Below are 13,036 nucleotides of genomic sequence, written 5' to 3'. Positions count from 1 at the left end.
CAAGATCAAAGGATCCTGGCTCAGGCTTGTTTCCTGTGCTGCAGTTATACGGTTCACTTCGCCGTAACATCTCCATACTTACTATCAACGGTGGAAGACTTTTTGGGTTTAAGTGCAATTAAAGCTATAACGATGCCAATGAGAGCAATACAAGCGTTAATCACAAAAGCAGTCTGTATCGCGCCATTCAATTGTACAGCATTCATCGATTCCATAGCAGCGCTAGTACCCAGGCTTGCAGAGATGATCGCCATCGTTACAGCCAATCCAATAGCTCCGCCAACTTGCTGTCCTGTGGAGACAATAGCGGATGCGATACCTTGTTCTTTCATATCAATACCTGTACCGCCGGCAATATACATCGTTGTAAATACGAACGCCTGACCCAGACCTATGATGACTGTACCTGGAATGAATCCCCACGCTGTCCCTGTTTCAGAAAGCCCAGTGAGCAGCATAAAACCGACTGCACCAAGTCCCATACCGGATGCAATGGTGCCAGCTATGCCAAGCTTCGCTATCATCCTGTTAATAAGCTTTGCACCTAAGAGTGCACTTAGAGTCAGCGGCAAAAAGCTGAATCCCGATTGAATAGCTGAGTAATGCAATACCTCTTGAGTGTACAGAGTCAGGAAATAATATAGAGTTCCGAATGATGCCGAAAATAAAAAGGCGGTAAAGGCAGCTCCGGTTAAGCTTCGTAAACGGAACAATCTAAAGGGAATCAGAGGTTCCTGCGTACGATTCTCAATGACTACAAATAGCAGAAGCAAGACAATCCCTAGTAGACCAGGGATGATCGTATTTACGTGCAGCCAGCCTTCAATCGGGGATTGGATGAGATAATAGACGATTAAAATCATCCCGGCCGTTACCGAAATCGTACCTGCCAGATCATACTGACGTGTTGCCGAAGCGGTCCTGCTTTCCACAAGGGCGACAGGAGCAAGAATCATGACAAGAAAAGCAATCGGGACATTCACAAAGAAAGTGGATTCCCATCCAACGTAGCTGGTCAGGACTCCGCCAAGCAATAATCCAAGTGATAAACCGACTCCACCCATAGCAGCCCAAATCCCCAGTGCACGGTTACGTTCCTTGCCTTCTTCAAAATTAGACATAATAAGAGACAAGGTTGCAGGCGACAGAAGCGCTCCACCAAGACCTTGAAGTCCCCTGGCCAAGATAAGAAGCAGCTGAGAATCAGCCAAACCGCCCAGTAGAGAACCTAAACCGAAGAGGCCTATTGCAATCATAAACATTCTCCGCCGCCCTAACAAATCCGACAATCTTCCTCCGATGAGCAAGAATCCACCATACGCCAAGGAATAAGCACTAACTACCCATTGCAAATGGTTGGCTGTAAAGCCTAAGTCAGCTGCTAGAGAAGGTAACGCAACAAAAATAATCGTGTAATCAAGGGCCAAAATTAACTGCGATACTGCTAGGAGTATTAATGCCAAGCCTTTTGGTTTGTTCTGATTCATGAGCATATGCATCCTTTCATTTTTAGACTAAATAGTCTGGAATTATCAAAAAAAATTTAAGCCAGTTCCAAAACGAATCATTTTAACAAGTTAAACACCTCTTTTCCAGATCGTTCAGTCCAATATATTCAAAAAATAATGAAGCGTCAAATACGCTCCATAATTAATCAAGCGTGGATAGGGTAACGGCTGCAATATCGTCCAGAATCCGAGGGTCCTTGGTTAATTTGGCCACCTGAGTCAACGAATATCTCGCATGATTCAAATATCTGGCAAGAGCCAGCAGGTCATCTTGGCGATCACTCAATTCACCCTGTTTGCGAGCAAGAACTAATGCTTCATAAAAAGCTTGCTCCAAACGTTCCATATCTTGTTTGAATAAATCTGCGATCTCCGGGTCATGAGGAACCTGATCAATGGCACTGTGCATGATGAAACATTCCTTACGACGATGTTCATCCTTCAGAACAGCTACGGCTTCACTGAAGATAGCGGCAATGGCTTCCTTCACCGAACCGGGACGCTTCAAATATGAAATGACTGCCGCGGTTTTCTCATTCACATAATGCTTCACTGCCAAAATAAATAAATCCCTTTTGGTGCCATAGGTGTCATAGAGGCTCTGACGGGCTATGCCTAACCCATCAAGTAAATTTTGCAATGAAGTGCCCTCATATCCATAATGGCCAAATACTTCCATCGCCTTGTGCAGCACAAGCGTAGTATCGAATTCCTTACTTCTGCCCATATTTTTTTTGATTACCTCCCTGCTGAAATCTATCTTATCTTTTTCGGACTGATTAGTCAAGAAAGTCTGTTGAGTTCTTTTTAAGAGCAAATTGTCTCGTATGTAACGATTATATAGCAAAATAAAAAACGGCATCTCTGCCGTTTGAGCTACTTGGTAACATTTGGATTTAATGTACTTGTCCGTCATATGCCTGCTTTAGAATTTCAATATCAATCTTGTCCATTTGCAGCATGGCCTGCATCACCCTTGACGATTTCTCTGCATCTTTGTCCTGAAGCATTTGGCCTAATGCAGTGGGAATGATCTGCCATGACAAATTATATTTGTCTTTCAGCCAGCCGCATCGTTGCTTCTCCCCGCCTTCAGATAGTTTCTCCCACAGCTCGTCTACTTCTTGTTGGGTCTCGCAGTTCACAAAGAACGATATGGCTGGTGAGAACGTGAAGTGTGGGCCACCGTTTAATGCCATAAAATGTTGACCGTCCAGTTGGAATGTACAAGACATTGCCGAACCCTTCGGTCCTGGTCCTTCTTCTCCATAGCGAGCAACACTTTCAATTTTGGAGTTTTTAAAGATCGAGACATAAAAGTTCATCGCCTCTTCGGCAGTGCCATCAAACCACAAGAACGGGTTAATTTTTTGCATGTTGGTATGCTCCTTTTCACATCATATTTACTTTCCACAAGTAAATAGTAACATAAAATCGAGCTGCGATTTCTTATGGATTGCTTACTTCAACCTCGTTTGAACATATTGACCAATCTGAGCAATGGCCTGCTGTGCCTCTGGCAGCATGTAGGCCAAAAAATGAAATACACTCCACATATGATCCCATATCTCCAGATGTACAATAACACCTGCAGCTCGGGCACGATCCGCAAACCGTATAGAATCACTTAACAAAACTTCATGATCACCAACTTGGATGAATATATCAGGTAACCCGCTCAAATCCATCCTTAATGGCGATAACAAGGAGACTTCTTCCGATACGTTGCCAAGATAAGCATCTACTATCCTTTGATTACCCTTCATGCTCCCTGTAGGATCAAGCTCCGCTCGACTCATATAGGACTCCCCATCCAGATGAACAAGATCGGTATGTGGTGAAATCAGAAAAGCGCCTGCCGGAAGCGCCTTGCCGTCATCTCGTAAAGTAATCAGCGTCATAAGCGCAAGACTTCCTCCAACTGAATCTCCCCCGAATATGATATTGCCTGCTGAATATCCGTTCGCAAGCAGCCATTGATAGGCGCTCAAACAATCGTCGTTCGCAGCGGGATACGGATGCTCCGGCGCCAGACGGTATTCGACGATCAATAGTTTGACACCACTGGACTCTGCTATTCTCGCGCACAGATCACGGTAAAATTCGCAGGTACCTGCAATAAACCCACCACCATGGTAATAAAGGATCACAGTTCGGTCCATTTCAGGAGCAAGATTTGCAGGAATAATCCACTCCCCATTCAAATATCCGATTGCTGCCTTTTGGACCGTAACGGTAGGATGGATGCTCATCTTAGCTGCAGACTCAGCCATTTCCTGCCGAAGAAGGTCCACTGATTTTTCTTCAAATCTGCTTGTTTCCTTCAAATACTGTTTGATTGCAGTGAGCTGTTCCATATTCGTCATTTCCAATTGAATTCCCCCTACAGGTTAGAATAACGTTATTGTAAAGCCTGTAGTAAGGTACAAAGTCAAGCTACGATTCCATGTTAAGCATTTGGAGCGTGGCCTGCACCTCGGGATGCTTATCCTCTGCCTGCAAATTTGTTTTCAGCTCTGCTAACATCGCTAATGTTTTTTGCTGCCTGGCCATTTCTACATGAATTTTATCCATTTTTTTATCAATAACAGTCAAAAAATCAGCCAGACTGATACTGCTGCTTTCGGACTTGGTCAACGCTTTTTTAATTTCCTTCAACGTGAATCCACAAAACTTGGCGTTTTTGATAAACACTAGTCTACTTAGCACTTCATCCGAATAAAGACGATAACCGGATTCCGAACGTAGGGGTGAGGGAATTAAACCATGATTCTCGTAGTATCTTAAATTTTCAACATTCACGTTAGCCATTTTTGCCATTTGTCCCCGTAAATATCCAGACATAGATGCTCCCCTTCCGTATGCTGGTGCATGCCTTGAGCTTGAGCTTGAGTTCCGTTTCCTTTTCTTGATGCTAATTAGCATAATCTAACTTAACTATATGTCAATATGTACGTATACGCCCAACTAAATTATCGATCTTGATATATTTATTATATCTAGTATACTATATATATCAAGGTGGTGATTGTTATCGACATTTGTCCGTATTTAGAATACTCGTTTCAGATATTGGGTAAGAGATGGAACGGCCTAATCATACATTACCTTTCCCTTTGTCCGAATGGAGCGGCACATTTTTCTGAAATCAAAAGGGATCTTGCTGATATTACTCCAAGAGCACTTTCATTGAAACTGACTGAACTTGTCGAGCATGCTTTAATCGAGAAAAAAGTAACGACTGGCTCCAATGTGATCATTTCGTATGAATTAACGGAAAAAGGACGATCTCTCACAACTGCACTCCAATCCGTCCAGAAATGGGCACAAGAATATAAGAATCTGTAAGGAAGAGGCGATTCGAATCCCTAACAATAAGATGATTTGCGATTTAGAAACAGGCGTATGCGGTACTGCAGATGAAGAGTCCATACAATTTATTGATCTTAAGCCGTCCAAGAAAAAGGCTGACCTTTACTATATCACTGACCCGATCTGCTCCCATTGTTGGGCGCTTGAACCCGTATTACGGCGTTTTGGGGAGCAGTACGGACATTATGTCAATTTCCATACAGTGATGGGTGGTTTATTGGAAGGTTGGGATGGATTTGCTGACGTCAAGAATGGCATTGGCAGTCCAGCCGATGTAGCTGGTCACTGGAAAGAAGTTGGCGCACATTCCCGTATGCCGATTGACGGCTCATTATGGCTTCATAATCCAATTCTTTCTTCATATCCTCCTTCCCGAGTGTTTAAAGTGATCCAACAACAAAATGAGCATCTGGCTACAGTTTTTCTGCGCCGGGCGAAAGAAGCTGTTTTTGCACATAATCAGAATATCGCGGAAAGCCTGGTGCTGATTGATATTGTAAATCAAATGGGTCTTGATGGGGAAGCAATAGTGGATCATGCAGAGCTTCCGGCCGCTCAGCAATTGTTAGAACAGGACTTTGACCTTGCCAGATCGCTCGGTGTACGCGGGTTCCCTACGATCATTATGACCAACGAGAGTAATCAAGGCGTCAAAATCGTCGGTGCACGCCAACTGGAATACTATGTAAAAGGACTGGAACAAATTCTACCGTCAGAATCACTTCAAGCCAAACCGTTGCCGGAGCTTGCCCAGCTTCTTGAAAAAGAAACTCGTTTGTTCGCAAAAGAGGTTGAGATTATGTATGATCTTGAGCGCAATCAATTTGACTCCTTTATACAAGAACACCTTCCGCCCGAAGCTTACACAATCCACGAAATTCTGGGTGAACAATATATTGAAGGCAACTTCAGAGCAAACAGCCGACCCTAGCAGGATCGGTTGTTTGTTTTATGGAGTTTTTCAAGTCCATAACATCCAAAATGTTATCCCCAAGCCAAACCATGGTATAATAAAAAGAAATGGAGTTGATTGTCAGATGCCGGATTTGCTTGACCCCCGGAATGATTTCGTGTTCAAACGAATTTTTGGCAGTGAAGACAATAAAGATGTGCTGCTCGCTTTCTTGAATCGAACGTTTGCCGAGTCGGGTGAGCCGCCACTGACAGAGATCGTTCTTCTGAACCCATACACCGATAAAGATGCCCCACTCGATAAGCAGTCCATTTTCGACATTTGGGCCAAGACAATCGAGGACAAATTGATCAACATCGAGATGCAACTTTTCAATAAATACGATATTGAAAAGCGCACACTTTATTACTGGAGCAAGCGCTACTCCGGCCAGTTGCAGGAAGGGCAAACCTACAAGGAACTGAAAAAATGTGTCACCATTAATATCTTGAACTACTCGTTTATTTCTAATGAACGTTACCATAATGTGTTCCATCTGAGGGAAGACCATACGGGTCTTGAACTAAGCGACGATATCGAGATTCATTTTATGGAACTGTCCAAGCTGGACGATCAATCTGTTCCCGTCGAAGGGGGTTTGATCAACTGGTTATTGTTCTTGAAAGGTGCTGACAAATCGAATTGGGAGGTGCTGAGGATGAATGAGCCGACTTTGAAGAAAGCGATGGATACGCTGGAGTTTCTAAGCCAGGATCGGGAAGCTCGCCGCTTGTATGAGGAACGGCAGAAGTATTTGCATGACGAAGCTTCCATGATTGAATGGGCTACCGAAAAAGGTATGGCTCAGGGCATGGCTCAAGGAGAACAAAAGAAAGCCATTGAGATTGCTAAAAATATGCTCTCGATGGGAATCGCAGTTTCAGTCATTGTCAAAGCAAGTGGACTATCCGAAGCCGAAGTTGATTCGCTAAAGCCTATTCAATAATTAATCAACTGACTGCCTTTCAACTTAGTATTGCACCAAAGCAAAAAAGGATCACCTGCCCAATAAGTAAGGGTAAGGCGATCCTTTTTATCTGCAGTCATGGATGAAAATGCTTTATGAGACCGTTATGACTACATTTCCCTTTTTGTGTCCTTTTTCTACATATCGATGAGCTTCAGGAATTTGTTCCAGTGGATAGCATCTATCTATGACGGATTTAATCTTCCCTATCTCTATAAGCTCTTTGAGGAAGCTTAAATCTTCCGTACGCACCTCTGCAACCCCCTGCCCTTCAACTGTCACGTATGTCCCGTTCGGCGTCAGTGCTTTCTTGCAATTTGATTTCGTGTTTTTCCCAACTGCGTCAAAGATGATATCATAGAGCTCTTCTCTTTTCGTAAAATCCTCTTTCGTGTAATCAATGATAGTATCGGCTCCCAGAGATCTCACCAAATCTATATTTGTGGAGCTGCATACCCCCGTAACTTCTGCCCCAAAGTATTTGGCAAGCTGCACCGCGGAAGTTCCTGTTGCTCCAGAAGCTCCATAGATAAGAATTTTACTACCTTTCTGGATATTGGCTTTTCTTAGAAAATGCAGTGCTGTAGTTCCTCCAAAAAGAACGGCAGCGGCTTCCTCATAGGTCATATTGGTAGGTTTTATTACCACCAATCCGTCTTCAGGTAGACAGGTGTACTCGGCATAGGCACCAAATCCCATACCAGTAAATGCATAAACCTGATCACCTTTTTTAAATCGTTTCACATCGTTGCCTATGGCTTCAATTTCTCCGGCTAACTCTGTACCGAGTATCGGTTTTCTTGGTTTTCTGAGGCCTAAAAATAGTCGCATCGGGAGCCTATACAAGAAAGGGCTTTTGAAACCTCGAACTCTACAGTCCCCCGATGATACGGTTGTCGCATGAATTTTTATTCGTACTTCATTGTTCTTGGGAATAGGTTTTTCTGCCTCAGTGAGCTCCAAAACATCCGGTGATCCGTATTTTGTGCATACTATTGCTTTCATGGGCTTCCTCCTAACCACAATATGCAATTAGTATATCTGCAACACGGTATGGATATATAGATACTAAAGTATTGTTTTATAACAAACCCAACTTGCGCGCTTGTGCAACAGCTTCGGTACGCCGTGTCACCTGCAGTTTATCAAAAATAATCCGGTTGTGTCCTTTGATCGTACTCAGTGCGAGAAAAAGCCGCTCGCTAATCTGTCGATTCGATAATCCTTGAGCAATGAGACGCAGAACCTCTAGCTCACGTTCACTCAGTGGCTCGATAAGGGACTTCATAGACTGGATTAATCGTTGATCAGCTTGGACTTCACTTTTAAGTTCCACAGCTTCAAATTCAGCCAGCAGCTTACCGACATAGATCGGCATTATTTCATGAGAAGCTGCTTCACATAATAATTTATACATCGGGATACCTTCGTCGACAATGATCCGGATAAAACCCCCAGGTTCGGCCATCGTCAGAGCGTCTAAAAGTAGCTGCTTAGCCTTAAGATTTTCACCATGCTTATGTAAAGCAACCGCCAGTAATACCATTACCTTGAGCTGATCATCCTTCAGATCCTTTGCCTCTAGCTGCTTTCGAAATGACTCAAGTATCATAAGTGCTGCGGACGTGTCTCCCTGTGCCAAATTTACCCGAGCCTGGCTAATATGATTCTCGTGCTTCTGCGCCAGCTGTGAAGCTTCCGCCAGATTACCTTGATGAAGCAGCACAAGCACATGTGCGGCATTAATATCGAATATCTGATTTACGAAATGATGCTGACGAGCGTCATGGTCAGCCTTAGCTATAATAGTGGCCGCTTCGTTCACCTCACCACGCGTAAGCTTCAGTCGTGCAAGAAACACCCAACCTGCAACGACTCTGTCCGTTTGTTCAAACTGCTTAGCGAGTTGGACTGTCTGTTGACCATGCACCATAGCAGCATCCAAGTCGTTCCATTCATAATATATTCGAGCTAGGCCAAGGTGCGCTTCACAAGCAATCGGCAGCGGTGGATCGCCTGTCATGTCCAGTACACGCTGATAGGTCTCAGCCGCCACATGAAGCTTGTTTTCTACCTCATGTATGTTCCCAAGGCCGAGCGTAGCCATAATAGTGATCATCATATGTCCGATCCTCTGACTGATCGATAAAGCTTCGGAATAAGCCTTGCTGGCCGCGGCACGATTCCCCTGTAGCTGGTAAGCATACCCCAACGCCCAGGTAGTAGCTGTGCGAACAGGCAGGTTGTCTGGTTTCAAATATTTCAAAGCACGATGCGACTCGGTCATGATGGTTTCTGCATCGTGCTTGCTGACAGCCACAGTGGCACGTATGGAGGCAATATGTCCGATAAGATCTTGGTTCTTACCGTCCTGCTCAGCACCTTGCAGGGCTTTTTCAGCAGCTTGCAGCTTCTGTTCAACGCTGGCCATTTGGCCAACCATCAACAAGGCAGAGGCATACATTACCCACAATGAGGGCTTTGCATCCAGTTCCTCATTTGGTAATGAGCCCAACCAATTCATTACAGGTGCCACCGCACCACGAAAAAGCAAGGGCATACCCTCACCCTCCATCAGACGAGCGGCACGCTCAGTATTGTTGGCAGCAGCGGCATGGTGAAAAGCTTCAATCACAAGTCCATTATGCTCATACCATATGCTGGCGCGTATATGTAATTCAGCTACATATGTCTTATCTTCACCTAGATGATTCGTGGTGATACTCTGGTACAGCTTTTTGCGCAGCAAATCAGCAAAGAGATGGTGATAACGATACCAACGCCGCTCGTTGTCCAGCGGGACGATGAATAGGTTGGCGCGTTCGAGATATTCCAAGGTTTCTTGCCCGGAAAAAATGGGACTTTGGTTCCCCGCGGCCCCCCTGCGAAGAATGGCATCGCAAAGAGGCCCACACAATCGGTCGAGGATTGATGTGCGCAGCAAGAAGGCTTGAATGCTCACGGATTGCTGCTGCAAAACTTCTTCAACCAAATAATCAACTATAAAATGGTGGCTGCCTTTGAAAGATTGGATGAAGCTGGAAGGATCATTATTTCCCTTCATGGAAAGAGCAGCTAATTGCAAACCAGCAATCCAGCCTTCCGTGCGGGTTTCAAGCAGAGAGATATCTTCAGATGAAAGGTCTAAACTCATCACCTGATCTAAAAATTCCGCCGCTTCAGAGTGGTTGAAACGCAAATCCGTGGTGCGCACTTCAGTTAATTGGTCCCGTGCACGTAACCGGGCCAGAGGTAGACGTGGATCCTCACGGGTGGCTATGACCAAATGCATCTGTGGTGGCATGCGCTCAAGCAATAACGAGATAACATTGTCAATGGGGCCAGACTTAATAACGTGGTAATCATCAAGGACGAGAACAAAAGGGTGCGGGATAGCCGTGATTTCATTGAGTAGGGTCGTTAGAATGGATTCGATTGGCAGCTGAGGGGAATGTAGCAAACCAAACAAGCCTTCTCCAATATTCTTTGCAATCGTCTGCAAAGCCGTGAAGAGGTACCTAAGAAAACATATAGGGTCGTTATCCGCTTCGTCCAACGATAACCAGGCTACAGGTCGATCGCAATTGGCTAGCCACTCGCTGACCAGCGTCGTTTTGCCAAAACCTGCAGAGGCAGATATAACGGTCAGTCTACGGTAAAGACCCTCGTTCAACCGCTCGATCAGACGAGGACGGATAACAACTTTCGACCGAATTGGAGGCATATATAGTTTAGTCGATATGATTGGAATAGTCATACCTAAATTATAATGATCTCAGTCCTGCTCAGTCAACAAAGAGTCGACATACGTGGGATCAAAACAAAAAAACGACATTTCTGTCGTTTGAGTTTACATGTTTTGGTGGAATCAAGGGGGATCGAACCCCTGACCTCTTCGCTGCCAGCGAAGCGCTCTCCCAGCTGAGCTATGACCCCAAGTTGATAATACTTCGGAAAAGGTAAGTCATTTTGTTTTGTCTGTTCTTGGGTTAGAATCCACGATCTGCTTTTGCTTTCTGGATGATCTAAAACCCCAGTACGTTTGGCGACAAAAATGATCATACCATAGGTACTTTCCGCTTGTCAACAGTCTTTTCTCAACTTATGGTAGTATCTATTTAGTATCGTCACCGACATGATTTTTAGACAAAATTTCGGTGAGCTCTCTCATAAACATATTGATATCTTTAAATTGGCGGTACACTGATGCAAACCGAATATAAGCGACCTCATCGACTGGATAGAGCTGTTCCATCATGATCTCTCCGATATCGCGGCTATTGACCTCCGCGTGGGCGGTATTGCGGATTTGCTTCTCCACCTCGGATACTATCATATCGAGCTGCTCAATCGATACAGGTCGCTTTTCACAGGCCCGAATCAAGCCTCTCAACAGCTTTTCACGGCTGAACTCTTCGCGACTGCCATCCTTTTTGATCACAATAAGCGGCGTTTCCTCGATCATTTCGAAGGTTGTAAAGCGCTTTGTGCATTTTTCGCATTCTCTGCGACGTCGTATCGATTTATTTTCATTGGCGGCTCGGGAGTCGAGCACTTTGGTACCATGGTAGTCACAATAAGGACATTTCATCGGGTAACGCTCCTCTTGTTAAACGGAATTAAAAGCTAGGATGTAATTGGCAACGAATACCTGTAATGAAGTTCGCAGAAACGCACATAATAGGTTTACCAACTACAAGGAGGTGAAACACACATGGGCGCAGGACAATCTCGTAGCAGCAACGTTCTTGTAGTACCTCAAGCAGGTCAAGCATTGGATCAACTGAAATACGAAGTAGCTCAGGAATTGGGTATCTCCATTCCTCAAGACGGTTACTACGGTAACATGGCTACTCGTGACACTGGTGCAATCGGTGGACACATTACACGCCGATTAGTACAAATCGCAGAACAACAGCTTGCTGGTCAATTTAAATAACAAATGATTTGATGATGAACAAGAAGTATGGGAGGCCACTTTTACTTAGTGGCTTGTCCTATACTTCTTTGTTTTTCAGCCGGAATGCCCCAGTCCTCTGCATACAGCTTATGATACTTATTATAATAATACAAAACCCGCTGAATGTAATGTCTTGTTTCACCGTAGGGTATGGAGGAAACATTTTCCAGAGTTCCGTCCCACTGCTCGTCATTCAGCCAGTGACTGACATTCCCTTGTCCGGCATTATAGCCGGCTATCGCAAGCACTGCATTTCCCTTGAACTGCTTATGCAGCCAGTTTAAGTACCAGGAGCCCATTTGGATACTTACAGCAGGATTATGTAGATCATTCTTATATGAAGGTGAAAAGCGAGCTGTATCGACTATCCAATCCGATGTATCCGGCATAAGTTGCATCAGGCCATAAGCCCCTTTTTTGGATTCAATATGGGTCTGATAATTGGATTCTACCCGAATGATAGCTGCAATCAGAAACGGGTCCAGTTGATAAGCTGCTGCATTTTTTTGAATTTCAGTTTGATATCGAATCGGATATAACATTTTGCTAACTGAACTGCTGGTTAAAAAAAGAAAACATACAAAGGTAAAAAAAAGCAGGGCGAATACCCGTTTTTTCCGCCAAAAGCTGACGCTCATAACAGCCCCCTTTCCCTGAGGAACCTGTCCACCTGACCTTCCGTTAGGATCAAGTCACCCTGATTGTCGATAACAATGTCAGCCCTTTCCTTTTTCAATTCAATATCCATCTGTGCTTGCAATCTCTGCTCCGCTGCCTGCAGGGTCATCCCGTCGCGCAGCATTAATCGTTCAAGCTGAACGGCTCTGGGAACGTACACCACCATAACGGCTTCATATTCTGCTTCCAGCCCCGATTCATACAATAAAGGAATGTCAGCAACGACCAGCTTGTCCGGATATAGGTTCTCATATTGCTCCATCCGCTCTCGCATTAATGCCCTGATCGAAGGATGCAGTAAATTCTGAAGATCCTTTAATGCTTCCGCATTGCCGAAAACCGTTTCTCCCAGCTTCTTGCGGTTCAATGTCCCGTCAGGAAATAATATTTCCTTGCCAAACCGGTCCACTATCTTATCAAGAGCCGGCATTCCAGGCTCTACAACTTCTCGCGCGATCCGATCGGCATCAACCAGCATCGCGCCGCGCTGCACCAGCATATTGCTAACGGTGCTTTTGCCGCAGGCGATGCCTCCGGTTAACCCTATGTTCATGGTGGCTAGTCTCCTCCAAGTTTTGCTTTAGCAAAACTAACTTCGT

At 44.7% G+C, this 13,036-nt stretch carries 14 protein-coding genes and 1 tRNA gene; 4 read left to right on the top strand and 11 right to left on the bottom strand.

Going from position 1 to position 13,036, the window contains the following annotated elements:
* Positions 1-53 precede the first annotated feature (53 nt).
* From BK127_RS05770 to BK127_RS05750, 5 genes are all read right to left on the bottom strand, one after another.
* Complete coding sequence (locus BK127_RS05770; protein ID WP_076229052.1) at positions 54-1,487, bottom strand: MFS transporter; 1,434 nt, start codon at positions 1,485-1,487, stop codon at positions 54-56.
* Between the two features lie 163 nt (positions 1,488-1,650).
* Positions 1,651-2,235 carry a TetR/AcrR family transcriptional regulator gene (locus BK127_RS05765; protein WP_076229281.1) on the bottom strand — a complete coding sequence of 195 codons (585 nt, stop codon included), beginning with the start codon at positions 2,233-2,235 and terminating at the stop codon, positions 1,651-1,653.
* Between the two features lie 169 nt (positions 2,236-2,404).
* The gene (locus BK127_RS05760; RefSeq protein ID WP_076229051.1) at positions 2,405-2,884 is read right to left on the bottom strand and encodes a VOC family protein; all 480 of its coding nucleotides are present in this window, start codon (positions 2,882-2,884) and stop codon (positions 2,405-2,407) included.
* 84 nt (positions 2,885-2,968) lie between these two features.
* Positions 2,969-3,874 carry an alpha/beta hydrolase gene (locus BK127_RS05755; RefSeq protein ID WP_076229280.1) on the bottom strand — a complete coding sequence of 302 codons (906 nt, stop codon included), beginning with the start codon at positions 3,872-3,874 and terminating at the stop codon, positions 2,969-2,971.
* Between the two features lie 70 nt (positions 3,875-3,944).
* Entirely contained in the window at positions 3,945-4,328 is a 384-nt protein-coding gene (locus BK127_RS05750) for a MerR family transcriptional regulator (RefSeq protein WP_179097390.1), read from the bottom strand.
* A gap of 213 nt (positions 4,329-4,541) precedes the next feature.
* Between BK127_RS05750 and BK127_RS05745 the strand changes: the two genes are divergently transcribed.
* From BK127_RS05745 to BK127_RS05735, 3 genes are all read left to right on the top strand, one after another.
* On the top strand, positions 4,542-4,856 hold the full coding sequence (locus BK127_RS05745) for a winged helix-turn-helix transcriptional regulator (protein ID WP_076229279.1): 315 nt from the start codon (positions 4,542-4,544) through the stop codon (positions 4,854-4,856).
* 31 nt (positions 4,857-4,887) lie between these two features.
* Positions 4,888-5,811 (top strand): DsbA family oxidoreductase, encoded by a 924-nt coding sequence (locus BK127_RS05740; RefSeq protein ID WP_372237346.1) that lies wholly within the window; start codon positions 4,888-4,890, stop codon positions 5,809-5,811.
* 106 nt (positions 5,812-5,917) lie between these two features.
* Positions 5,918-6,778, top strand: coding sequence for an Rpn family recombination-promoting nuclease/putative transposase (locus BK127_RS05735; protein WP_076229048.1), 861 nt, complete (start codon positions 5,918-5,920; stop codon positions 6,776-6,778).
* 114 nt (positions 6,779-6,892) lie between these two features.
* Here the strand turns inward: BK127_RS05735 and BK127_RS05730 are convergent, their stop codons facing one another.
* The 4 genes from BK127_RS05730 to nrdR all read right to left on the bottom strand — a co-directional run bounded on the left by BK127_RS05730 (position 6,893) and on the right by nrdR (position 11,390).
* The gene (locus BK127_RS05730) at positions 6,893-7,804 is read right to left on the bottom strand and encodes an NAD(P)-dependent alcohol dehydrogenase (RefSeq protein ID WP_076229047.1); all 912 of its coding nucleotides are present in this window, start codon (positions 7,802-7,804) and stop codon (positions 6,893-6,895) included.
* Positions 7,805-7,880: 76 nt separating this feature from the next.
* A complete protein-coding gene (locus BK127_RS05725; protein ID WP_076229046.1) occupies positions 7,881-10,556 on the bottom strand; it encodes a winged helix-turn-helix domain-containing protein in 2,676 nt (891 codons plus the stop codon).
* 103 nt (positions 10,557-10,659) lie between these two features.
* Positions 10,660-10,735: transfer RNA gene (locus tag BK127_RS05720), tRNA-Ala, on the bottom strand.
* Between the two features lie 178 nt (positions 10,736-10,913).
* Entirely contained in the window at positions 10,914-11,390 is a 477-nt protein-coding gene (nrdR, locus tag BK127_RS05715; RefSeq protein ID WP_076229045.1) for a transcriptional regulator NrdR, read from the bottom strand.
* Positions 11,391-11,513: 123 nt separating this feature from the next.
* On the opposite strand from nrdR, the gene BK127_RS05710 reads away from it, so the two are divergent.
* A complete protein-coding gene (locus BK127_RS05710; protein ID WP_076229044.1) occupies positions 11,514-11,738 on the top strand; it encodes an alpha/beta-type small acid-soluble spore protein in 225 nt (74 codons plus the stop codon).
* Between the two features lie 41 nt (positions 11,739-11,779).
* On the opposite strand, the gene BK127_RS05705 is transcribed toward BK127_RS05710, so the two are convergent.
* Together BK127_RS05705 and coaE are read right to left on the bottom strand one after the other, a co-directional pair.
* The gene (locus tag BK127_RS05705; RefSeq protein WP_076229043.1) at positions 11,780-12,397 is read right to left on the bottom strand and encodes a lytic transglycosylase domain-containing protein; all 618 of its coding nucleotides are present in this window, start codon (positions 12,395-12,397) and stop codon (positions 11,780-11,782) included.
* Entirely contained in the window at positions 12,394-12,990 is a 597-nt protein-coding gene (coaE, locus tag BK127_RS05700; RefSeq protein ID WP_076229042.1) for a dephospho-CoA kinase, read from the bottom strand. The genes BK127_RS05705 and coaE overlap by 4 nt, the downstream gene beginning before the upstream one ends.
* Between the last annotated feature and the right edge of the window lie 46 nt (positions 12,991-13,036).

It is taken from the genome of Paenibacillus sp. FSL H7-0331 (genome assembly GCF_001956045.1).
Note: the sequence above shows the minus strand (reverse complement) of the source record. Positions and strands in the feature narration are given on the sequence as shown.